Origin of the sequence: Thermodesulfatator atlanticus DSM 21156 (genome assembly GCF_000421585.1) — a bacterium.
Taxonomy (GTDB): domain Bacteria; phylum Desulfobacterota; class Thermodesulfobacteria; order Thermodesulfobacteriales; family Thermodesulfatatoraceae; genus Thermodesulfatator; species Thermodesulfatator atlanticus.
The window spans coordinates 62,022-84,972 of the sequence record NZ_ATXH01000002.1; the positions used below are offsets into that span (position 1 = coordinate 62,022).

General features: G+C 44.9%; 24 protein-coding genes. 14 read left to right on the top strand and 10 right to left on the bottom strand.

Features of this window, described 5'->3' with window-relative positions; genetic code table 11:
• The first annotated feature begins 140 nt into the window (after positions 1 to 140).
• Genes H528_RS0101185 through H528_RS12105 form a run of 9 tightly spaced genes read left to right on the top strand, consistent with a single transcriptional unit; the run spans position 141 to position 6,746 of the window.
• The gene (locus H528_RS0101185; protein ID WP_169352754.1) at positions 141 to 815 is read left to right on the top strand and encodes a divergent polysaccharide deacetylase family protein; all 675 of its coding nucleotides are present in this window, start codon (positions 141 to 143) and stop codon (positions 813 to 815) included.
• A complete protein-coding gene (gene hisC, locus H528_RS0101190; protein ID WP_022852529.1) occupies positions 787 to 1,875 on the top strand; it encodes a histidinol-phosphate transaminase in 1,089 nt (362 codons plus the stop codon). Before H528_RS0101185 ends, hisC begins: the two co-directional genes overlap by 29 nt.
• Positions 1,865 to 2,569 (top strand): (d)CMP kinase, encoded by a 705-nt coding sequence (gene cmk, locus H528_RS0101195; RefSeq protein ID WP_022852530.1) that lies wholly within the window; start codon positions 1,865 to 1,867, stop codon positions 2,567 to 2,569. The genes hisC and cmk overlap by 11 nt, the downstream gene beginning before the upstream one ends.
• Positions 2,542 to 3,492: a glycosyltransferase family 2 protein gene (locus H528_RS0101200; RefSeq protein WP_022852531.1), complete on the top strand. Its 951-nt coding sequence runs from the start codon at positions 2,542 to 2,544 to the stop codon at positions 3,490 to 3,492. The genes cmk and H528_RS0101200 overlap by 28 nt, the downstream gene beginning before the upstream one ends.
• Positions 3,489 to 4,391, top strand: coding sequence for a lysylphosphatidylglycerol synthase transmembrane domain-containing protein (locus H528_RS0101205; RefSeq protein WP_022852532.1), 903 nt, complete (start codon positions 3,489 to 3,491; stop codon positions 4,389 to 4,391). The genes H528_RS0101200 and H528_RS0101205 overlap by 4 nt, the downstream gene beginning before the upstream one ends.
• Positions 4,392 to 5,030 (top strand): MarC family protein, encoded by a 639-nt coding sequence (locus H528_RS0101210; RefSeq protein WP_022852533.1) that lies wholly within the window; start codon positions 4,392 to 4,394, stop codon positions 5,028 to 5,030.
• An 11-nt stretch (positions 5,031 to 5,041) separates the two neighbouring features.
• Entirely contained in the window at positions 5,042 to 5,353 is a 312-nt protein-coding gene (locus H528_RS0101215; protein WP_022852534.1) for a hypothetical protein, read from the top strand.
• Positions 5,334 to 5,684 carry a toxin-antitoxin system TumE family protein gene (locus tag H528_RS0101220; RefSeq protein WP_022852535.1) on the top strand — a complete coding sequence of 117 codons (351 nt, stop codon included), beginning with the start codon at positions 5,334 to 5,336 and terminating at the stop codon, positions 5,682 to 5,684. Before H528_RS0101215 ends, H528_RS0101220 begins: the two co-directional genes overlap by 20 nt.
• A 15-nt stretch (positions 5,685 to 5,699) precedes the next feature.
• Positions 5,700 to 6,746, top strand: coding sequence for a histone deacetylase family protein (locus H528_RS12105; protein WP_022852536.1), 1,047 nt, complete (start codon positions 5,700 to 5,702; stop codon positions 6,744 to 6,746).
• Here H528_RS12105 and H528_RS0101230 read toward each other — a convergent pair whose 3' ends face one another.
• The 4 genes from H528_RS0101230 to H528_RS0101245 all read right to left on the bottom strand — a co-directional run bounded on the left by H528_RS0101230 (position 6,747) and on the right by H528_RS0101245 (position 10,931).
• Positions 6,747 to 7,406 (bottom strand): potassium channel family protein, encoded by a 660-nt coding sequence (locus tag H528_RS0101230; protein ID WP_022852537.1) that lies wholly within the window; start codon positions 7,404 to 7,406, stop codon positions 6,747 to 6,749. It abuts the gene before it with no gap.
• A 2-nt stretch (positions 7,407 to 7,408) separates the two neighbouring features.
• Positions 7,409 to 8,773, bottom strand: a complete 1,365-nt coding sequence (locus H528_RS0101235) for a TrkH family potassium uptake protein (RefSeq protein ID WP_022852538.1) — start codon at positions 8,771 to 8,773, stop codon at positions 7,409 to 7,411.
• 16 nt (positions 8,774 to 8,789) lie between these two features.
• Positions 8,790 to 10,400, bottom strand: a complete 1,611-nt coding sequence (locus H528_RS0101240) for an APC family permease (RefSeq protein ID WP_022852539.1) — start codon at positions 10,398 to 10,400, stop codon at positions 8,790 to 8,792.
• 69 nt (positions 10,401 to 10,469) lie between these two features.
• Positions 10,470 to 10,931: a hypothetical protein gene (locus tag H528_RS0101245; RefSeq protein WP_157608065.1), complete on the bottom strand. Its 462-nt coding sequence runs from the start codon at positions 10,929 to 10,931 to the stop codon at positions 10,470 to 10,472.
• A 128-nt stretch (positions 10,932 to 11,059) separates the two neighbouring features.
• On the opposite strand from H528_RS0101245, the gene H528_RS13870 reads away from it, so the two are divergent.
• The gene (locus tag H528_RS13870) at positions 11,060 to 14,065 is read left to right on the top strand and encodes a ChaN family lipoprotein (protein ID WP_022852541.1); all 3,006 of its coding nucleotides are present in this window, start codon (positions 11,060 to 11,062) and stop codon (positions 14,063 to 14,065) included.
• 9 nt (positions 14,066 to 14,074) lie between these two features.
• Positions 14,075 to 14,416, top strand: coding sequence for a hypothetical protein (locus H528_RS12120; protein ID WP_022852542.1), 342 nt, complete (start codon positions 14,075 to 14,077; stop codon positions 14,414 to 14,416).
• A 25-nt stretch (positions 14,417 to 14,441) separates the two neighbouring features.
• Here H528_RS12120 and H528_RS0101265 read toward each other — a convergent pair whose 3' ends face one another.
• The 4 genes from H528_RS0101265 to H528_RS0101280 all read right to left on the bottom strand — a co-directional run bounded on the left by H528_RS0101265 (position 14,442) and on the right by H528_RS0101280 (position 17,207).
• Entirely contained in the window at positions 14,442 to 14,714 is a 273-nt protein-coding gene (locus tag H528_RS0101265) for an HU family DNA-binding protein (protein ID WP_022852543.1), read from the bottom strand.
• A gap of 129 nt (positions 14,715 to 14,843) precedes the next feature.
• Complete coding sequence (locus H528_RS0101270) at positions 14,844 to 16,013, bottom strand: M24 family metallopeptidase (RefSeq protein WP_022852544.1); 1,170 nt, start codon at positions 16,011 to 16,013, stop codon at positions 14,844 to 14,846.
• Complete coding sequence (locus tag H528_RS12125) at positions 16,003 to 16,848, bottom strand: lytic murein transglycosylase (protein WP_022852545.1); 846 nt, start codon at positions 16,846 to 16,848, stop codon at positions 16,003 to 16,005. The genes H528_RS0101270 and H528_RS12125 overlap by 11 nt, the downstream gene beginning before the upstream one ends.
• A complete protein-coding gene (locus H528_RS0101280; protein WP_022852546.1) occupies positions 16,836 to 17,207 on the bottom strand; it encodes a response regulator in 372 nt (123 codons plus the stop codon). The genes H528_RS12125 and H528_RS0101280 overlap by 13 nt, the downstream gene beginning before the upstream one ends.
• Before the next feature lie 116 nt (positions 17,208 to 17,323).
• Between H528_RS0101280 and H528_RS0101285 the strand changes: the two genes are divergently transcribed.
• From H528_RS0101285 to H528_RS0101295, 3 genes are read left to right on the top strand one after another with little or no spacing between them, the layout of a single operon-like run.
• Positions 17,324 to 18,496 carry a M20 metallopeptidase family protein gene (locus H528_RS0101285; protein ID WP_022852547.1) on the top strand — a complete coding sequence of 391 codons (1,173 nt, stop codon included), beginning with the start codon at positions 17,324 to 17,326 and terminating at the stop codon, positions 18,494 to 18,496.
• A gap of 43 nt (positions 18,497 to 18,539) precedes the next feature.
• Entirely contained in the window at positions 18,540 to 19,598 is a 1,059-nt protein-coding gene (locus H528_RS0101290; RefSeq protein ID WP_281167614.1) for a carboxylate-amine ligase, read from the top strand.
• Positions 19,595 to 21,067 (top strand): gamma-glutamyltransferase family protein, encoded by a 1,473-nt coding sequence (locus H528_RS0101295; RefSeq protein ID WP_022852549.1) that lies wholly within the window; start codon positions 19,595 to 19,597, stop codon positions 21,065 to 21,067. Before H528_RS0101290 ends, H528_RS0101295 begins: the two co-directional genes overlap by 4 nt.
• Here H528_RS0101295 and tatC read toward each other — a convergent pair.
• Both tatC and H528_RS0101305 read right to left on the bottom strand, forming a co-directional pair.
• On the bottom strand, positions 21,064 to 21,786 hold the full coding sequence (tatC, locus tag H528_RS0101300) for a twin-arginine translocase subunit TatC (RefSeq protein ID WP_022852550.1): 723 nt from the start codon (positions 21,784 to 21,786) through the stop codon (positions 21,064 to 21,066). The genes H528_RS0101295 and tatC overlap by 4 nt on opposite strands.
• Entirely contained in the window at positions 21,787 to 22,608 is an 822-nt protein-coding gene (locus H528_RS0101305) for a phosphoribosylformylglycinamidine synthase subunit PurQ (protein ID WP_022852551.1), read from the bottom strand.
• Positions 22,609 to 22,951: the final 343 nt, after the last annotated feature.

Here is a 22,951-nt window from a genome sequence, read left to right on the forward strand (position 1 = left end):
CGGCCTTATGGGTGTTAAGACCGCTAAAAACCACACGAAAGCCTATAAAACCGCCTGAAAAAACTAAGAAGATTCTTCCGATAAAAAAAGAAACGACTCATCCCAGCCCCCAAAAGGCTCCCCCTAAGAAAACTTTGCCCATGGCGTGCATTATTATTGATGACATGGGGCAAAATCCAGTACTTGAAAGGAAATTTTTTGAGCTTGGCCTGGTGCTTAACTTTTCTTTCCTGCCGAACGCCCCTTTTACCAGAAGGCTTGCCACCGAAGCCCATGCCAGAGGCTATGAAGTTTTAGTTCATCTCCCCTTACAGGCTAAAAAAGTGCATGACAAAAGCGGGGTGATAACCTTGCGCACCTCCCAGGAAGCGTTAAAAAAGCAGGTGCGCAAAATGATTGCTAAAGTCCCTTATGCCATTGGAGTCAATCATCATATGGGATCTCTTTTCACCGAGGACAAAAAACACGTACGCTGGCTGCTTGAAGAAGTAAAAGCCCTTGGGCTTTTTTATATTGACAGTCGTACCACCGCCAAGACTAAAATCCCCAAAGTAGCTGAAGAACTTGCCCTTCCCTTCGCGGAAAGGCACGTTTTCCTGGATCACAAGCGGGGGCCTCAAGCGGTATGCCAGGCCGTTAAACTTCTCATAAAAAAAGCAAGGCATTCACCCACCATTGCCATAGGGCATCCACATCGTGATACCCTGGCAGGGTTAAAAATGTGCGAAAAACTTCTGCGCGAAGAAGTAAGGCTCGTACCAATAAGTGTTTTTTTAAGGAGCGAGTATGATCAAGCCGTACTTAAAAGATTTTAAACCCTATCCTCCTGGTAAACCCATTGAAGAGTTGCGTCGTGAACTTGGCATTGAAGGTAAAATCGTAAAACTTGCCTCAAATGAAAATCCCTTTGGCCCGTCTCCCAAAGCCAAAGAGGCCATCATAGCCGCAGCCTCAGAGCTTCACCGGTATCCTGATGCAGGGGCCTACAACTTAAGAACGGCACTTGCACAAAAATTTCAGGTTCACTACGAAGAGATAGTCCTGGGAAACGGCTCAAACGAAGTCCTGGAGCTTTTAGTAAAAGCCCTTATCGACTACGAAGACGAAGCCCTGATGAGTGAGCCTTCTTTTTTGATGTACGAAAAATTTGTCCAGGCAAGTGGCGGGCAAATAACCAAAATCCCCCTTAAAAATTTCCGCCATGATCTTGCAAATTTTACTAAAAAAGTCTCTCAAAAGACAAAAATCATCTTTCTTGATAACCCCCATAATCCCACCGGAAGTATTATTTACCACCACGACTTTGAACGTTTTATAAAAGATTTACCGGAAAACATCGTGGTAGTTCTTGATGAGGCTTACAGGGAGTTCAACGAAGACCCAGAAATCGCAAACGGGCTCTTGCTCAAAGATGGCAAGCCTCCGGTGGTTACCCTGCGCACTTTTTCAAAGGCTTACGGGCTTGCGGCCTTACGCATTGGTTACGGCATCATGAAAAAAGAACTTGCCATGGTGCTTAACGCCATCCGCCAGCCCTTTAACGTGAACCTCCTGGCCCAGGTAGCTGCTGAAGCAGCCCTTAAAGACGAAGATTATCTTGCCGGGATATTAAAAACATTTTCCTCTGAACGAAAAAAGCTCTTTAAAGCCCTTGAAGAGCTTGGCTTTGAACCCTATCCCTCCCAAGCCAACTTCATTTTGGTAAACACCAAAAAAGAAGCGCGCCCCCTTTACGAAGCCCTTTTGCGTAAAGGGGTCATTGTAAGGAGTATGGAAGCATACGGCTTCCCCACTTGTTTACGCATAAGCATTGGCACCCCGGAGGAAAACGAATTCTTTCTTGCAAGGCTAAAGGAGGTTTTGAGTGGAGCCTAAAGGGCTTATCATCACCATTGATGGCCCGGCAGGAGCTGGCAAAAGCACCATTGCCAAGCGTCTTGCTAAAAAACTTGGCTACCTTTATCTCGACACCGGGGCCATGTATCGCGTGGTAGCCCTTGCAGCCAGGCGAAAAGGCCTTTCTTTTGAGGATGAAAAAGCCATATCCTTACTTGCTAAAACCCTTTCCTTTGAGCTTCACCCGGCGGAAGATGGCGTAAAGGTCTTCCTTGAAGGGGAAGATGTAAGTGAGGCCATTCGCACCCCTGAAATAGACGAACTTTCCTCAAGAGTGGCAAGCATTGCCGAGGTGCGAAAGGCCCTTCAGGAAAGACAGCGCGAGATAGGCCGTCACGGCGCTATTGTGGCCGAAGGAAGGGACATGGGAAGCGAAGTCTTCCCGGACGCCCAGGTGAAGTTTTTCCTCACCGCAAGCCCTGAAACCCGAGCTAAACGGCGCTATGAACAACAGAAAGCCAAAGGATTGCCGGTTTCTTATGAAAAAGTCCTGGAAGACATCAAAAGGCGCGATGAAAGAGATAGCATGCGCAAAGTGGCCCCTTTGATTAAACCCGGAGACGCTATCGAGATAGATAGTTCCTATCTTAGCCCAGACGAAGTCCTTGAACGCATCATCACAGAAATAGAAAAGGTGAAACAAAAATGTCACAAAAACCGTACCTCTCGGTAGTTATTCCCGTCTATAATGAGGAAAAAAATATCAAGCCCCTGCTAGAAAGCCTGGATAACGCCCTAAAGGGGATTGGTAAAACATTTGAAGTGATAATTGTGGACGACGGCTCACAGGACAAAACCCTTAGCATTTTAAAGGAACTAAAACCCCGCTATCCCTGGCTCAAGATAATTGCCTTGCGCAAAAACTTTGGACAGAGTGCGGCTTTTACCGCAGGCATTGATCACGCCCAGGGCGAAGTAATCGTTACCATGGATGGGGACTTACAGAATGACCCCCGAGATATCCCCAAACTTTTGGCCAAAATAGAAGAAGGCTACGATGTTGTCTCGGGTTGGCGCAAAGACCGGAAAGACCCCTTTCTTTCGCGAAAGTTGCCGTCCATGATGGCAAATGCGCTTATATCCCGCTTAACCCGGGTAAAACTCCACGACTATGGTTGCTCCCTTAAAGCCTACCGCGCTGAAGTGATTAAGGGGGTTACCATTTACGGAGAGCTTCACAGGTTTATTCCCGTGCTGGTAAGCTTCTCTGGGGCACGCATCACTGAAATCGAAGTAACCCACCATCCCCGAAAGTTTGGCAAGAGCAAATACGGCATTTCACGGACTTATCGGGTACTGCTTGATCTTTTTCTTATGATTTTTTTCAGGAAGTTTGCTACCAAACCTTTGCATATGTTTGGTTTAACAGGCGGCCTTCTTTTTCTGGCAGGCTTTGGCATCGAACTTTATCTGACAATCCTCAAGTTTTTTTACGGCCAGGACATCGGCCAAAGGCCCCTTTTGATCTTGGGAGTACTTCTCATTGTGACGGGAATTAATCTAGTGGGTACGGGTCTTTTGGCAGAGCTTGTCATGCGAACCTATTACGAATCATCTGGCAAAAGGATTTACAGCGTCCGTGAGGTTATTAAGTGAAAAAATATCTGTCATTTTTTTTTAAGTTAACGGTAAGTGCAGGACTTCTTTACTATCTCTTTCGGCAAACAGATTTTAACGCCCTTGTCACCACTTTTAAAAAAGTCCTCCCTGAATGGCTTTGCTTTTCCATCCTGGTTTTTTTTGTGTTCCAGATAGTTAGTGCGTACCGCTGGCAAAAAATTACCGAAGCCCTGGGATATCGCAAAAATTTTCTCTTTTTCGGAAAAATTTACTTTATCGGCATGTTTTTTAACGCTTTCTTGCCAGGGGTTTTGGGCGGAGACGTAATCAGGGTCTTCTACCTGGTAAAAGAAGGGGCCAGTAAAACCGTAGCAAGTTTTAGCGTGTTTTACGACCGGATTTTTGGCCTCATGGGGGCCCTAATCCTGCTCACAGTTTTTGTCCCCTTGGAGGGCGATTTTTTGCCCGAAAAACCAAGGCACATTTTGCTTTGGTTTAGCGCTTCAGCCCTTTTTTTCGGGACTTTTGCGGCGCTCTTTGCCGGCTTTTTTCGCAAAAAGTGGGCAAGTTATTTCCTTACCACCGCAACTTCTGTAACACGGTTGCCCACTTTTTTTGTTTTGGTAGGCCTTGGGCTTGCTGTCCAGGTTCTTTACAATATCCACCTCTATTTGCTTGGGAGGAGCCTTAACATCGAAGTCCCGTTGGCCAAGTTTTTCCTGATAATTCCTTTAATGGGAATCCTTGCGAGCCTTCCCTTAAGCTTAGGGGGCTTGGGTATTAGGGAAGGAACCCTAGCTTACTTTTTGAAACTTTTAGGGTATCCTACCGAAGTAGGCATTGCCCTTGGCTTTTTAACTTATGGGGTTTCCTTACTCGGCGGGCTGGTAGGCGGATTTTTTTATTTGCGAGGCGAAAGAGAAAAACCATCTTAAATGGAAATTTTAAAGGGATTTTTACATATTTTTGTCCCTCTTTTCATCATTGTAGATCCTATCGGGTGCATCCCGCTTTTTTTGGGGCTGACTGAAAAACTTCCCCCGGAGCGCAAGAAAAAAGTTGCGCTTAAGGCTTCCGTGGTAGCGGCTCTGGTGTTGACAGCTTTTTCTCTCCTAGGAGATCGTCTTCTGCTTTATTTTGATATTTCGGTTGCTTCTTTCAGGGTAGCAGGAGGGCTTATTCTTCTTTTGATTGCCCTTCAGATGATTCAGGCACAACCAAGAGCCACTAAAAGTCTTCCCGAGGAGGAAGAAGAAAGCCGCCAAAAAGAAGATGTCGCTATTGTCCCTCTAGGTGTTCCTATTTTGGCAGGTCCTGGTGCGATAACCACTATTTTGGTCTTTACCGCCGGAGAAGCTAATTTTATCCTCCGCTTCAAAGTAATTATTGCTATTTTTACCGTAGCTTTAATAAGCTTTTTAATGTTTTCCAATGCGGCTCGCATTGCCAAAATGCTAGGGCAAACTGGAACTAATTTATTCGTGCGCATTATGGGCTTGATTCTTGCGGTAATTTCCGTTGAATATATGGCAAGGGGGCTGGGAGAACTTTTTCCAGGGCTCCTTTCTCCTTAAAGGAGGGCGCTATGCATCTTTCTTCTATAGAAGAGAAACTAAAACCACTTCTTGCAGAATTAAACATCGGAAGTTTAGAGGAAATTGTTAAAGACTATCTTTTTACGGAAATTTTATATCGTATATCAAAGTTTGAAGAAGAAATGCAGTATTTTCAAAAAAAATATCAAAAAAGCTTTGAAGAATTCAAAAAAGAATACGAAAGCTCTGAAGAAAATTTTACAGCATATGATGATTTAATGGCTTGGGAATTTGCTATTGAAGGATATAACTATTGGAAACAAAAACTTGAAGAGTTAAAAAGTGTTCTACAAAATAGTTAACGATTTTAAAAATATCATAAAAAAGTATGAAATAAAAGACTATAAAAAATTTGGAAGAGCTAAAGGATTAGTAGCTAAAATTGAATTTATAGACGGTTCGGTTCTACATATTCGAGAATATATTTTTTTAAATAGCAAAAGAAAGTATTCTTTCCATTGGCAAGATAAAGAAGGAAACCTCATTGTAAGATGGGATAATTCTCCTCATCATTTTCATATAAAAACTTTTCCTGATCACAAACATATTGGAAATAAGGTTTTTGAGTCAGAAGAAATATGCCTAGAAGATGTAGTAAAGTTTATAGAACGACATTTGCTAAAAACTATCTAGGTTAAGGAGGGCGCTGTGAACGTTGCCATCATAAAAGACGAAATATTTCTCAAGCATAACCCTGGAGAATATCATCCTGAACGCCCAGAACGTCTGGAAAAAATTTATCAAGCCATAGAAGAATCAGGGCTTCGCAATTTTTTACAGGTGCTTAAACCACGCGAAGCCACCTTTGAAGAGCTTTGCTGGAATCACTCACCAGAGTACGTAAAAACAGTACAACAAACCTTAGGGCAAAGTCACGTACAACTTGACGCTGACACAGCCACCAGTCCTGAATCATATCTGGCCGCGGCAAACGCTGTTGGGGCCCAGTTTGTGGGGCTTGACGCCCTGGCTCAGGGCCAGGTCAAGAGTGTTTTTGCCCTGGTAAGACCCCCTGGACACCATGCTGAGTACGACCGCGCCATGGGTTTTTGCCTTTTCAATAACGTGGCCCTTGCGGCTCATTATGCTCTGAAAAAGCTAGGGCTTAAGCGCATTCTTATTGTAGACTGGGATCTTCACCACGGAAATGGTACTCAAAAGTCTTTCTACCAGTCCAAAGAGGTTCTGTTTTTCTCAACCCACCAGTACCCCTATTATCCAGGTACCGGGCGGGTTGAAGAAGTGGGTGAAGGAGAAGGCAAAGGCTATACGGTAAATGTGCCTCTTCCCGCAGGCTGTGGTGATATTGAGTACGCTACCGTTTACCGCAAGATACTTGTTCCTATTGCCAGGGAATTTAAGCCAGAAATCATCCTTGTTTCCGCTGGTTTTGACATCTATTTCGGCGACCCACTGGGAGGGATGCTTGTCACACCAATAGGAATTGGCTATATCACGCGGCTTCTAAAACAACTTGCAGATGAATTTTGCCAGGGAAAAATTCTTTTGACCCTTGAAGGTGGCTACAGTTTGCAGGGACTTGCCGACAGCGTGACTACAGTTCTTCATGAACTGATAGGCCAGACTGCGATTCCCTCTGACAAACTCGAGGAAATGGAAGAAACCAACAAAGAACCGGAAGTGCTGGCACACGTGCTCGCCGTACACCAGTCATATTGGCGCTCATTAGCTTAATTATTCGCTTTCCAGTAATTTTTCTACGTATTCTTTCTTTCCAAGAACAAAGAGCTCTTCGTCCTTATCGATTACGTGTTCCGCAGGTGGAAGGAGAATAAATTTATCGGTGTGTTTATTTTTAATGGCCAATATATAGACATGATAGCGCTTGCGAAGATCAAGCTGTCTTATAGTTTTTCCAATGAAATCAGCTGGTGGTTCAAGGCGGGCGATAAGAAAGTCCGGCAAAAGGGGTAAGAAATCAAGCATATTAGGATTGATCAGGTTTCTTGCTTCTTTGAGAGCTGCATCAAGCTCTGGAATAACAACTCTATTTGCCCCCAGAAGCTCAAGGATACGGGCATGGTCTTCATCGTTGGCTTTGGCCATAATGGCTTTGGCCCCAAGTTCTTTAAGGTAAAGCACGATTAAAACACTGGCAGAAAGATTCCCTGTGGCCACAACCACCATCTCGGCCTCATCAACTCCAATGCCTTTTAATACTTCTTTTCTGGTGGCATCTGCCACAATGGCCTCTGAAACATCAGGGCTGATATCTTCTACAAGTTTTTCGTTTCTATCAATACAAAGTACTTCTAAGCCTTCTGCAGCAAGAGTCTTGGCCAAATAAAACCCAAATTTTCCAAGCCCAATTACGATAAACTTTCTTTTTTTCATCTCTAGCCCACCATAACCCTTTCTTTAGCATAACGATAGGGACGCGGTTCTTTCCCTGCTTCTGAAAGAAAAGACACCAGCGAAAGAAGCCCTACCCTTCCCACAAACATGGCTAAAATGATACAAACCTTTCCCCAAAAAGTAAGATGGGGAGTGACCCCGGTGGTTAATCCTACAGTGCCCAAAGCAGAAACTACTTCGAAAAGAGAAGCCAAAAACTCATGTTTGGCAAGATAAAAGGGAAAATTGGGCTCACTTAAAGTCAGCAAAAAATGAAAGGTCATGACCGCTATTAGCGAAATAAAAACAAGGGTTATAGCTTTGCCAACCTGTTCGATGGGTATCGTCCGTTTAAAGGCTACCGTTTGGGGAAAACCCTTTAAACGGCTTATTACGGTATGCCATAAAATAGCAAATGTAGTGGTTTTTATACCACCTCCTGTAGAACCAGGACATGCCCCTACAAACATTAAAACGAGAAACACATAAATGCTGTGTTCTGAAAATTGGGCAATTTCAAGGGTGTTAAAGCCTGCGGTCCGTGCACTCACACTATGAAAAAAAGCAGCAAGGATTTTGTAAGGCCAGGGGAGGCCCGACATAACACCATTTCTTTCGAACCATAAAAAGGCCAAAGCCCCAAGCAAAATAAAACACAAATGGGTGCCTAAGGTTATTTTGAAATGAAGAGAAAGACGCTTGCGCTTTTCTCTAAAGTTAAGCCAAATTTCATAGACAATTGGAAAACCGACATTGCCAAGAAAAATTCCTAACATTACCAAAAATGGAACCCCAAAAGACGTCTTAAAGTCTTCTAAGCCATCTGGGAAGGTAGAAAAGCCAGCATTACAAAAGGCAGAAACGGCATGAAAGACACTGTGAAAAAGGGCCTGAAAAAGGCCATAACCATGAAAGAACAAACTAACAAAAAGCCCCAGTGCTACTAAAAATTCTGCCAAAAAAGTATAAATAAAGATGGTGGCAATTAACCTACGCGGCTCAGTAACCAAATGCGGCAAAAAACTTTCCTGAAGGGAAAGTCTGCTTGAAAAACTAAGCGACCTGCCAAGCCCCAAGGCAAAAAACATGGAAAAGGTCATTACGCCTAAGCCGCCTAGTTGCATGAGTACTAAGATCACCAGCTGACCAAAACGGGTGAACTCAAAGGCTGTGTTAACTACTGTTAACCCGGTAACGCAAATAGCGGAGGTAGAAGTAAAAAGCGCATCAATAAAAGAAAGGCCTTTTACGTGGCTAAAAGGAAGCCACAAAAAGAGAGCCCCTATTATATCGGCCAAAGCAAAGGAATAAATAATTGCCCTGGCAGGGTGTTTGGTTATACGGCGATTTATACGGCGCCACTGCATTATTATCTCGCAATAATTAAGCTATTTTCTTATGCGGACGGCGCTCAAGATACTTCTTGGCTTCCTCCTTGGCAACAAAAGAAATTTTTACCGGATGATGAGGGGAAATCCCTGATTGCTTACGTATCTTTTCTTCACTTTTTGGCTGCAAATGTTTCGGAGGCGCTTCGGGGACAACCACACTCAGATGTAGTTTGCTTGCAACCTCTCGCCGACCCTCCGCAAGTTCGTCCATCAAAAATACCTCTGCTTCACGAAATTCCCGCAAAATAGCCTGAGTTATCCTGGCCAAATGCCTTTCAAACTGGTCTAAAAATTCTTCCTTTTCTCGTAGGCGCCAATCTAAAAAGCTTGAAAGCCGCCTTTTGGTTATCAATCTGTAAAAAAGTTCAAAGACACAAGTTCCCCCTACAACCCAGGCAGAAGAATACAGGGACTGGGGATTGGTCTTTAAATTGTGCCAAACCAAGACAGCAGCAGAAACTAAACAACTAAAGGCTCCTAGGGCCGCCAAAAAACGATTGGCCCTGGTTTGGTGGGCCAGGCGAAAGTTAGCCACGTTAACCGCGGCAAAAACCAGCAAAAACCCAAGGCTTCCCGCCACAGAGATGTTTTCAAGGTCAAAGGAAAGGGCCGCAATCAGCGTCAACGCGGCAAGTATCAAAAGCCCTTCATAAGCCCCTTTCCAGATCTTTTTGGCAAAGACACGGGGAAGCTCACCATATTTTGCAACCAAGTAGCTAATACGCGCGGTGCCGTAAAGAGTAGCATTAATGGCCGAGGCTGTGGAAACAAGGGCTGCAATCCCTATCAACACAAAGCCGAGCTTGCCAAGAAAGGGTTTGGCTGCCTCTGCCAGGACATAATCCTTGGCCTTGACGACTTCTTCAGGGTCGAGGTTTCCCACGGCTACTAATGCCACCAGGACGTAGACAAAAATCACAAAGGTAACCGCTGCGTAAAAGGCCTTGGGCAAGACCTTTTCCGGGTCATAGACATCTTGAGCCGTATTGGCAATGAGTTCAAAGCCTTCATAAGCCAAAAAGATAATAAGCCCACCGGTAAAAATGTGGAAAAAAGACGGATAAGTGGCTGGGGAAAGCCTTGAAGGATCAATGGTCATAAACCCCAGGGCGGCAAAAAATAAAAGAATAAAGACCTTAAAGGCCACCATGAGATCTTCGGCCTTACCTACGATATAAGCCCCTAAAAGATTAAGCCCGGTAAAAAATATGATTACGCCTGCGGTGAGTATTTTTTTAAGCACGGGATTTTCCACCCCGGCCAAAAGCACCGCCCCGTAGCTACCAAAAGCGTAAGAGTAAAGGGAAAGCATAATGATATAGCTAGCCAGAAGAAGGGTGTTTAGCCAGGCGGAAAAAAGCCCCGGCCCAAAGGCTCGTACTACAAATTCTATGGTGCCTCCTTCACTGGGGAAGCGCACCGACAATTTGGCATAAGAATAAGCAGTAATAAGGGCGATAAGTCCAGCGAGCAAAAAGGCAATAGGAGCGGCCCCTTTGGCCAAAAGCACGGTTAAGCCCAAGACCGCAAATATGCCACCACCAATCATGCCGCCTACACCAATGGAAAAGGCCTCAAGAAAACCTATCTTTTTCCCGTGCATCTTTTCCCCCTGCACCTGAACTGACATCACTTTGGTAAGAATCCTAAGTTGCAAAGTCAAGGAAGGTCTTTAATTCGTTTTTTTAGAATACAGGGCCTTTAGGGCTTGCCAGAGGCGGTTTTCCACCAAGGGGTTGGGCATGGTAGGTCTTGCGACCTCTACGTGGTAGGGGATTTTATGGAGGTCAAGAAACCTCTCAAAGGCCTTGGCCATTCCAGCAGACCTGCTAACACCTGCATCACAGGAGAAGATAAACTCAGTGCACCCTTTGTTTAGAGCCTCAAGCAGGGTCTCAGCGGCAAGCTCAGCCATAAGTTCGTCAAATACCGTAAGGCCAAAGTTTAGCGCATCTCTTTCACTGCGGGCATCGTCAAACTGTAAAAAGAGATAGAATTCGGGCTTTACTAAATAGGCAGGCTCAGGGAGCCTTTCTTTGTAAGCGGCAAGCCAGCAGGCCCTTTTCTCAGCAAAACCCCCAAGCCTTCCTATGGCCTCTCGATGCGCACAGACAATGAGCTTTTTAACTTCCATTTTGCTTAATTCCTGTGAATTGTCTTTCAAAAATAACATGGTCTTGTTGAGCAAAATAGATTTGACGACTACATTCTCTAAGCAAAGTTAAGACCACCTTGAAATTTCTCTTGGACAAAGGAGAAAAAATGCTTAAAAACATCGCAGGCAAAACTTTATTGCTTATTTTGTTAATCTCTCTCTCAAGTTTTCCTTTATACGCCTCTCAAGAAAAAGAAGGCCTAAAGGACCTAGCCCGTGTGAAAGTTAAGGCAAGTTTTAACATAAAAGCCGGGGAAATTACGGGAAAAGCTGTTATAGCGCTTCCTTCACAAAAAGCTACTTTGATAAATGTTTCCGGACTAAACGTAAAAAAGATAAGCCTTTCGGGGAAGACTATTAAACCAGCGCTTGAAAATGGCCACTTCCGGGTATTTAGCACCAAAGCCAAGCAGATTTTAGAAATTTCTTTTTCGGCAAGATTTGTAAGTCTTCCCAATATAATTTCTCCCAAGGCCATATTGCTCACCGGGAACTGGTTCCCTTCGGTAGAGGGCCTTGCTTATTATGATCTGCATGTATTTTTGCCTAAAAATTTTAAGGCCATAGCCCCTGCAGACCAAATAAGAGTTAAACACAAAAAAGAAGCATACTATCATTTTATCTTTGAGCATCCCCAGGAGGCCCCTCCCTTGGTGGCGGCACCTTTTCACCTTTACGAAGAAAAAAGCGGCAACATAACTTATGCCGTTTATCTCCTCAAAAAAGACGAAAAGCTTGCTCAAGCTTACCTAAAAAAATCACAAGAGGTAATCAAGGAATACCAAAAACTGCTTGGCCCGTATCCTTACCAGCGTTTTGCAGTGGTGGAAAACTATTATCAAACAGGCTACGCCTACCCTACTTTTACCCTTATTGGCGGAAGGCTTCTTGGGCTTCCCTTTATCCGCGAGATTTCTTTAATGCATGAGATCCTGCACAATTGGTTTGGAAATGGCGTTTACGTGGACTGGGAACAAGGAAACTGGTGCGAAGGATTAGTAACTTACCTTGCGGACCACCGTATTGCCGCCAAAAAAGGCGAAGGAGCGCTTTATCGCCACAGGTTACTTGTTAATTACGAAAGCTATGTTACCCCTGAAAAAGACTTTCCCCTGAAAGATTTTAGGGGGCGTTATGACCGCGCCTCACAAGCTATCGGTTATGGCAAAGGTGCCCTTTTCTTCCACATGCTGCGCAAGCGCCTGGGTGATGATGATTTTTTCGATTCTTTAAAGCAATTTTACGCCAAAAATTTATTTTCATACGCCTCCTGGGATGACCTGAAAGATGCCTTTGAAAAAGAAAGCAACACCAACCTTGATTCTTTTTTTAAACAGTGGCTTAAAAGGGCTGGCCTTCCTCGCATAAATCTTATTTCCGAAAGAACCATCCCCTTGAAGAAAGACACATATCTGGTGGGGCTTTCTTTAACACAGGAGCTTCCTTACTACGAATTAAGACTTCCCGTAAAAGTTGTCTCTGACAGAGAAGAGAAAAAGATAATGGTCCATCTCTCGGGGCCGCGCACCCGTGTCGACGTTGAAATCAAAGGTAAGCCCCAATTCGCTATCCTTGACGAAGACTACGACCTTGCAAGACACCTTCATGAAAAAGAATTTCCCCCTGTCATAGCAAGACTTTTGGGCCAGGAGGGATATCTTAGCCTTGCATCTGAAGAAAAAAAGTCCCTTTATGAGCCCCTTGTCTCGTTTTTTGAGAAAAGGGGCTATCGTCTTGAAAAAAGGCTCATTTCTCCAGAAGAAGTTTCCCAAAACATTCTCTATCTTGGCAAAGTCCCGTCTAAAATAAAAAATTTGTTTCCTAAGGGGTCAGGAAATTTTTGTCTAATGACCCGGGAAAACCCCTTAAAACCCAAAAAGGTTATGGGGTTAGTTAAAACAAACTCAAGCCAAGAAATAAAAGCTGTTTTGCCCAAACTCGAACATCTTGGTCGTTATCAGGGAATCTGTGCTAGTAAAGGGAAGATAATTCAAAAAATTGAACCAAAATTTGAAAGGGGAATCAGAGTGAAGCTCTCTCACGATGTGCGTGGCATCTCTTTGAATGATCTTTATTCCCTCGAGACAGTAGCAAGGGCTGTCTCACTAAATAAAGTGATTTTCCTTGGGGAAAGACACGATCGCTACGAAGAACACCTGGCTCAACTAGAAATCATTAAATGGCTTAATGAAAACGGCCACAAGATTGCCATCGGGCTTGAAATGTTTCAGCGCCCCTTTCAAAAATGGCTTGATGATTACATATCCGGCAAGATTGACGAAGAAGAATTTTTGCGCGGAACGGAATATTTTAAGCGCTGGGGTTTTAATTGGAAACTCTATAAGCCCATTATCGACTATGCCCGTGAACACCGAATACCACTAGTGGCCCTTAACATGCGTGCCGAAATTACAAACAAGATTGCCAAAGGAGGATTAGAATCTCTTTCTCCCAAAGAAAAAGCCTTGATTCCAGAAATAGATCGCTCAAACCTTGCTTATCGTGAATTCTTGCGCTTTGTTTTTGAAAGCCACCAAAACCAACAAAACGAAATCAAAGACTTTGATAGCTTTTTTGAGGCCCAGCTTGTCTGGGACGAAACCATGGCCTCAAGCATTGTTTCCTACTTAAAGCTCCATCCAGACCGCCAGATGGTCGTTATCGTAGGAAGGGGCCACGTAGTTTATGGTTACGGCATTCCTTCTCGTATCGCAAGGCGTGGTATTTCTGACTATGCTATTGTGCTTATGGGTCCAGACGAATATCTCGCCCCTGGCATGGGAGATTACGTACTTTTCCCCCAGCCTGTTAAGCCACCTTTTGAAGCAAAGCTAGGAGTACTTGTGGAAGAAACCAAAGAAGGACTTAAAGTACGAAAGGTATTTCCTGGGACCCCTGCTGAAAAAGGTGGCCTTAAAGAAAAAGACATTATTATTCAGGCCGATGGAAAACCCATTAAAAATTTGGCTGACTTAAAAATCATCCTTAGTACCAAAAACCCGGGAGACAAAATCAAGTTAGTAATTAAAAGAAATAACAAACAGAAAGTCTTAGAACTGGAGATATTTCCCGCAAAAAGAACTAGTCCCCATCGAAATCCTCATAAAAAGTAGGAGAAAGATATGCAGCATTTTACTGTTGACAAACTAAGTCGCGAAGAAGTAGCCAAACTAAAAGAAGTACTTGATAACTTTGCTAAGGTCTCACCTATTGGCGGGCTTTACTGGATAGAAATTCCTGAAGAATTCTTGGCACCTATCCAGAAAAAACACCGAGAATGTGCACCTCATTATTTTGCCGTAGAACTAGGAGAAGACTTTATAAGCTTTGAGTTTTTAGTGAGGAACTTTGCTAGTCTGCGTTGTGAATGTATTGCCCCTGCCACTGCCCAACAAAGAGTATTTCTCCTAGAGATGGCCAAAAAGATTTTTAGCCTGGCAGGAGTTCCTATGCAAAAAGATTAAAAGAGGGGCAAATGCCCCTCTTTTTTTATTCTACCGCTTCTTCTAATTTGCTGCCGGGCTTAAATTTAACAACTTTGCGGGCAGGAATTTTGATCTGTTCACCAGTGCGGGGGTTTCTTCCCATTCTTTCGGCACGCTCAACAACCATGAAGGTGCCAAAGCCTACCAGGGTTACTTTTTCTCCATTTTTAAGGCTTTCGGTTACTGCTTCCATGAAAGCATTAAGAGCCTTTTCAGCAGTAGTTTTGGGAAGATTAGCAATTTCTGCCATGCGATTTACCAATTCGGCCTTATTCATAAAGCCCTCCTTCTTTAATGTTTATTCAAAATGTTGGCTGCCAAAGCCTTTCTTGTTTCTTAGGGTAAAAATAAGCTTAGGTCAACTAAAAATTGCAAGAAAAACAAAACTATAACAAAAATTTAACGCCTAACTTAACCCTACAAATTTTCTAGGATAATTTGTTAGCCTTTTGGGGCCATTTGAAGTGATGAGGTAGGTGTCTTCAAGACCAATAACCCCTAAATCTGGCACATGACATTTTGGTTCTAAGGCGATGACCATGTTTTCTTGAAGGGCAATTTCAAGGTTTGCCACAGGCGGCCATTCGTCAATCTCAAGCCCCACCCCGTGCCCTACAAAGGGAACTCTCTCTGGACCATGAGCCATAAAATAATCAGAAATACCAAGCTCTTCTGCCGAGGCATGAGCTCTTTTATAAACATTCTTGACCAGAACCCCTGGCCTTAAACACTTTTCAAGCTCATCCAGAAGAAATTTGACTTTTTCATAAATTTCAAAGGCTTCCTTAGGAAGATTCCCAAAGTAAAAAAGTCTTGTCTGATCAACGAGATAGGCTTCACACCAGCCTGCATAGTCAATGAGAATGGGCTCGTTAAGCGCAATCTTTTTAGGAGAAGGACCCTGAGGGTACCCGAAAACGCCCTTCCCTCCTTGGCCCGTGGTAACAAAAGAAGGATAAAAAGCACTTTTGCCAGAAAGCAGGTGGCCGTAAGCCATTTCCTGGCCAAAACCATAAACCCGAAGATGGGCAGGATGCCCCCTTTTGCGAAGCTCAAGCTCAAGGAGACCCGCTGCTTCAAGCTCTGTTAACCCTGGTTTAAGCTTGGGCAAAAAGGCGTCAAGGGCTTCTGCAAGCATTTTTGAAGCAGCTTTTTGGCAGGAAACCTCATAGGCACTTTTGACAGCGCGCACCCTTTTTATAATTTCGCCAACGTCCCTTAAAAGTGTGCCCTTAAACAGGCTTTCGTAGCGGTTATACAATTTTTTAGGCAGACGGTCCTCTTCAAGCCCAAGGCTGCACACGCCAAATTCTTCAAGTATTGCGGGAAGTTTTTTAAGGGATTTTAGAGGCTCCATAGGGCAAAGTGGGCTTTTTTCTTCTCGCCCCATGGTGCGATAGACAAATAAGACCGCTTCTCCCTGAGCGGTAATTAACAAATGCCCCGAAACAAAAACACCGGAAAAGTAAAAGATGTTTAAGGGATAAATGATAAACGCCGCATCAAGGCCTTCTTGGGCAAGCTCTTTTGAAAACGTTTTAATCCTTTTGGTAAGCTCTTCCTTACTAGGCGGCATCTTCTAACTGTGAGGCAAGCTTAAGCACTGTTTCAGCGTATGGCTTGCTCTTGTTATAAGTCATGATGACTTTGAGCTTATCTTCCCTACTTTTGGCATTTTTCCAGCCATGGCGCGCAAGGTAGTTTGCCATGGAAGCAAGCGCGTCTTCCAGGGTGAAAAGATCAATTTTTCCGTCTCTGTTAAGGTCGTAGCCGTAATGCAAAACGCTTGAGGGTACAAACTGGGGAAGGCCAAAGGCTCCGAAAACTGAGCCTTTTATGGCAAGGGGGTCAAGCCCGTTTGAAGATGAATAACGAAGAAGCGCGCAAAGTTCACGAAAAGCCCAGCGAGACCTGCGCTCCATAAAGGCCTTAAGCCTTGCTTCCTCCGCAGGGCTTAAGCCTTCAGGGAGATATTTTCTGACCTTTTCCCAGTCGGAAGCTAAGGCCATGCTGGCCAGCACGTTAAAGGTGCGATACTTACCGGTGTAGCGACCAAGGTCTGTCTCCACTAAAAAAACTGCCACCAACACTTGTTTGGGGACTCCGAATTCTTTTTCAAGTTTTTCAAAAAGCTCTTTGTGCTCTTTTAAAAACTTTCTGGCCCGAGCCACGCGTTCAGGTTCCAAAAACTTAGCGTAATTAAGTTTGTATTCGTCATGCAATAGCTTTTTGGGCATTATCTGGGGCAAAAACTTTACTTCTTTTCGTGAAAAGATTTCGTTAACGTAAGTCTCAGGGAATCCTTCCGCAATGAGTTTTTGTTTGAGAGTTTGAAAATCTTCGGCCTGGCTAAAATGGGAAATTAAGAGGAAAAGAAAACAAAGCAAAAAAGTGCGCTTCAGGTTTGGCATTGATAAACTCCCAACTCTTTTAAAACTTTTTTAATGGTTTCAAGGGTAACAGGTTTGCGAAGGTAGCGGGAATTAGGAACTTTTTGAGCATAGACTTCGGTTTCAGCATTAATCAGCCCTGTTAAAAAGATAATGGGCTCTTGATATCTTTTGCGAATGTGTTGTGCAAGTTCAAGGCCATCTGCTTCAGGCAAACGAATATCAAGGACATATAAAGCAAAAGGGCCTTTATCTTTGATAGTTTCAAGGGCTTTTGAAATAGTTTCTGCAGGATACGCATCAAACCCAAGCATATCAAAAAATTCCGTTAATAATTCACGAACGCCGCTGTCATCTTCTACAATTAGCACCTTTCTCATTTTGCCCCTCCCCAAGAAATATAACAGCTTTGCATATCTTTTGCATAGAAAAAGAACACATGGGACAAAGGTAAGGTCTTTTCAGAAAAAGGGAAGTAGTCTATCTTCAAAAAAACATGAAAATCGAAGGAAATAGCGAAGAATTTTTTGATTGGCTGGTAAGTATCAGGCGCAGGATCCATGAGTGGCCTGAGCTTGCCTACGAAGAGGTAAAAACCGCGGCGCTTATCGCAGAAATCCTTGAAAAACTTGGCATTTCTTACAAAGCTGGGGTAGCCAAAACAGGCATTGTCGCAGAACTAGGCGAAGGGGATCTTTGTGTGGCGCTACGTGCTGACATGGACGCCCTTCCCCTCCAGGAAGAAACCGGGCTACCTTTTGCCTCTAAACGCCCTGGTGTTATGCATGCCTGTGGTCATGACGGGCACGTGGCCATGCTCCTTGGGGCCTGTGCTTTGTTAAAAGAAGAAAAGCTCCCTGGAAAGGTACGCTTTATCTTTCAGCCTGCAGAGGAAAAGGGTGCAGGGGCCCTTGCCATGATTAAAGAAGGCACCCTTCGCGGGGTCTCTGCCATATTTGGTGGCCATATTGACCGGCATTTCCAGGTAGGAGAGATCTCCGTTAATAAAGGCTTGATCTGTGCCCATACCGACACTTTCATGATAAGAATTAAGGGCAAAGGAGGTCACGCTGCCTGGCCCCATGAGGCCATCGACGCGGTTGTGGTAGGTTCGTTGCTGGTTATGAGCATCCAGACTATCGTTTCGCGCGAAGTTAATCCCGCCTACCCTTGCGTTGTGACAGTTGGAAAGTTCCAGGGGGGTGATGCTCACAACGTCATCGCTGAGACCGCTTATCTTGAAGGCACCATTCGCTCAACCCACAAAGAAACGCGAAAGCGCATTATAGACGGCTTAAAACGCATTACCAAAGGCGTGGGAGACCTTCACCGGGCCAAAATCGACCTAACTGTAAAGGAAGGCTACCCACCGGTGATAAACACTCCGAAAGAAACAGAAATAGCCCGTGAAGCCGCAAGATCCGTGGTGGGAGAAGAAGGCCTTCTTAAACAGCCCCACCCAAGCCTTGGGGGAGAGGATTTTTCTTTCTATCTCCAGAAAGTTCCCGGGTGTTTTGTGCGTTTTGGTGCCGCCAAAAAGGGCTTAGAACACATCCCTGCCCATAGCCCCAAGTTTGATTTTGACGAAAGGGTGCTCCCTATTGGGGCCAAATTTTTGGCAAAAGTGGCCATCCTTGCTTTGAATCGCTTAAAGGAGTGCAAGCATTAGCAAGAAAATTCCTTTTAAAATTTCGCGTCCCCTTACTCTTGGCATTGAATTAGAACTGGAAATTATCTCGCGCAAAACTTTTAACCTAACCCCTAAAGGACCGTTACTGATTAGCAGGGCCCCTAAGTGGCTTAGGCCTTACCTTAAACCTGAGGCCTACCAATCGATGGTAGAATTGGTAACACCGGTTTGTGAAACGCTTTCAGAAGCCGAAGCATTCATAACCCAAAGCCTTCATGAGCTAGAAAAAATGTGCCAGGAAGAAGATACTTTCTGGCTTGCGGCAAGCCTTCATCCCTTTGCCCGGGCCTTGGAACAAAAAGTATGGGGTAAAAAACGCTATCTTCGCATTTTTGAAGAATTACAAATCATCGGCCGCAGGTTCATTGCCCAGGGGCTTCACGTACACCTGGGCATGCCTGATGTCAATGCGGCTTTAAGGGTTTATCACGTCCTGCGTCTTTATCTTCCCCTGTTCCTTGCCTTAAGCACCTCTTCGCCGTTTTACGAAGCGCACCCCACAGGATTTCACTCATACCGGACCAAGCTTTTTGAGGTGTTACCCCTTGCTGGGCTTCCGCGAAGCTTTTATTCCTGGGAAGAGTTCGAGTCCCTTATCCACCTACTGACCCGCCTTAAAATCGTAGAAGGGCTACGGGATCTCTGGTGGGACATCAGGTTTCAACCCGCGCTTGGCACAGTTGAAGTAAGGATTTGCGATGCTCCAGGAAGACTTAGTGATATTTTCGCCATTGCGGCCCTAATGCAGGCTATGGCTGCCAAATATTTACATGAGAAACCCTCCCCTGGCATCCCATATGAAACCATTTCTTTTGGTAAGTGGCAGGCGGCAAGACACGGTATCTGCGGCTCCATGATAGAACCCATAAGCCTTAAAAGAAAAGATTTTGCCACGGTTGCCGAAAACCTGCTTAAAGAACTTGAACCCTACGCCCAAAGCCTTGGCAGCCGAGAATATCTTGCAAGGGTTGGAAAAATCCTCGAAAGAAAACCAATTTCTTTCATGATGCTTGCGCTTTTTGAAAGGGGCGCTAACTTTCCCGAAATCATTGCTAGTATGCGAGAGGAGTTTTGGAAATGAAAGGCGCTATTGCTTGTGGGAACAAATACACTGCTGAAGCAGCCAAAGAAATATTTTTGGCCGGGGGAAATGCCTTTGACGCCATTTGCGCCGCAGCCTTTGCCTCAGGTGTTTGCGAAGCAGGGCTAACCAGCCTGGGCGGCGGAGGCTTTGCCACGATTTATCAGGCCCAAAACGGCCAGAAAAATGTTTACGATTTTTTTGTCAACACCCCTGGCCTAGGGTTAAAGAGACGCCCTGAAAAACTTGATTTCTACACGGTAACCATTGAATTCGTTGGCTCAAAACAGGACTTTAACATTGGCCTTGCCTCCGTGGCGGTGCCTGGCACCTTAAAAGGTCTTGTCACCATGCAGCAAGAGCTAGGCAGCTTGCCCCTTAGGGAAGTAGTTGCCCCTGCGGTTAAATTTGCACGCGAGGGCTTTGAAGTTGACGAATTCCAGGCCTATTGCTTCAAACTCCTTACGCCTATTTTTACCGCCACAGAAGAAATAAAAGAAATTTTCTTCCCAAAGGGGAACCCACCGCAAGCCGGGAAAAAATTAAAAAATCCCATGCTTGCTGATTTTTTGGAAAATCTTCCTGAAAGCATGGAAGACCTTTATCAAGGCAAGACTGCCGAAAAATTAGCAACTATCATGAAAGAAGGCGGCGGACTTTTAACCGAAGAAGACCTAAAGTCTTACGAAGTCATCAAACGAAAGCCCTTAGCATTCGAGTTTAAAAACGGACAACTTCTCACTAATCCCCCACCTTCTTTTGGCGGGCCAATGGTGGCGCTTTCGCTTAAAGTCTTTGAAGAGCTTTACAAAAAAAGTGAATTTTTGGCCTACGAACATGTTGCCGCCCTTGCCAAGACCTTGGAAGTGGTTCACGAACTGAGAGAAAAAATCGTAAAAGAAGACCCAACGCGTGCCCTTGAACTTCTTTCGCGCCCGCTTGTCACCCGGGGCACCACCCACATGAGCACGGCTGATAGCCAAGGAAACCTTGCCTCTCTTACCATGACCTTTGGTGAGGCCTCGGGCTTTGTTATCCCTGGAACCGGCATCGTGCTCAATAACATCATGGGAGAAGATGACTTACACCCCCGGGGATTTTTTGCCGACCCACCAGGCATCCGCATAGCCTCCATGATGGCACCAAGCATCTGTTTTTTAAACGGCCGCGGTATTGCCCTGGGAAGCGGGGGGAGTAAACGTATTCGTTCTGCTATTTTTGAAACCATCGTCAACCTTTCCTATTTTCACCTGCCTGCCAAAGAGGCTGTCTCAGCCCCAAGGCTTCATTTTGACGGCGAAATCCTTCAGGTAGAGCCTGGCATAAACAAAGATGTGCTTGAAAAACTCCCTTATAAAGTGAACATTTGGCCCAAGAAAGACCTGTACTTCGGTGGGGTGCATCTTGTTGATGACCGGTTTGAAGGCGCAGGGGACGAAAGACGCGCAGGGGTTTTTTTAGTGGTTTAGCTTTTTCTTTTTCGCACCACAAGCTTGCTTGCGATGAGCCCAACTTCAAAAAGAAGATAAAGGGGCACCGCCATAAGGGCCATGTTAAAGGCATCTGGTGTGGGGGTGAGCACCGCAGCCAAAATTGTAATTATCAAGATAGCATGGCGCCTGAAACGACTAGCTTTATAAGGGTCAAGAATCCCTGCCTTAGAGAGCAAAACCATTATCAAGGGAAGCTCAAAGATGGTGCCAAAAGAAATGAGAAATAACCCCACAAAATTTACAAAATGCCCCACCGAAATGGTAGGGACGATATTTTCCTTCTGGAAAGAAAGAAGAAACTTGATGCCATAAGGCAGGGTTATAAAATAGCAAAAAGCTACCCCGCCATAGAAAAGAATAAGCCCCACCAGGATAAACCAGAACCCTGTGGCACGCCTAAAGCCAAAAACCTGGCAAAAAACAAGCCATACAAGCCAGAGAAGATACGGGACAAAAAGCAAAAAACTACAGGCAAGGGCTACTTTTACCAGGGCAAGAAAGGGCTCAAAGACATTGAAAAAGGCAAGCTCTTGGTTCAAATGGCGCTGCAAAAAAAGAAGAATTCTGGGAGAGACCACGTAAAAGGCAACCGTGGTAAACAGAAAAAGAAGAACTCCTGCAATAATCTTGCGCCTTACCCGCGCAAGGGCAGCCAGGGCCAGTTTATAAGGCTCTTCAGGGGGATTAGCCGTCATTTAAAGTAGGTTTTCGCGAACAAAGTTTATAGCGTTTTTAAAAAGAAGCGTGCCGAAAGGGTCTTGGGCACCACGGCGCCACCTGGGATGATTGGTCAGGTGGTTATAAGCCTCAGGATGGGGCATAAGGCCAAAGATGCGGCCAGTCTCATCGCAAATCCCCGCAATGGCCTCAACTGAACCATTAGGGTTATAAGGGTATTCCTGGGTAGGTTCGCCGGTTGCGGGATGAGCATACTGGCATACCACCTGGTTCTTGGCAAATAGCTTTTCAAGGACGTCTTCATCTGCGGTTACAAATTTGCCTTCGCCATGTCTTATGGGCAAGAACATCTCTTTTAGGCCTTTGGTAAAAACACAAGGGGCCTTTTCATTTATTTTGAGCTTCACCCAGCGGTCTTCAAAGCGGCCTGAGTCGTTATAGGTAAGGCTCGTAAGCCTTTCGTCATAGTTTCCATCAAAGCCAGGCAGAAGGCCAAGCTTTACCAGAAGCTGAAAACCGTTACAAATGCCAATTATAAGGCCACCCTTGGCAATGAGGTTAAGGATCTGGTCAAGGATCCTTTCGCCGGTTTCTTTAACCGTGGCATAGCGAAAACGATGAGCCCCGGCTTTGGCAGCCCCGAGGTGGTCGCCATCTAAAAAACCACCAGGCAAACAAAGAAGATGATAGTCGTCAATCCGTTTTTCGCCGTAAGTAAGGGAGCTCAAGTGTACAATATCGACTTCTTCGGCCCCTGCTTCGCGGCACACATGGGCCGTTTCCCTTTCGCAATTGGTGCCGTAGCCTGCGGTGACAATAACACGCACTTTTTTGCCCATAAGCCACTCCTCTTTCCTTTTGCGCCTAAAGTTTTAACACGATGCCCCTTAAGAGACAATTTATGGATGAAATTTTCAAACACAAACGCGCGATCGCTTCGGCGGCTTCGCGGGCTTCCTTTTACTGTTATTCTGCAACCAACCTTGGCATTCTAATGTCTTCATTCTGAAGGAGCGTAAACGACTGAAGAATCCATAGATCGATTGGTGGATCCCTTGAGACCTTTGCTATTTTGCAAAGATCAGTGTTCTAAGCTAACTACATGGGGATCCGTTCCCATTTTTAGTCCGGAAAAAAGGAACGGATCCTTCGTGTTTGGCAAAGGTCTCATTTGATATTTCC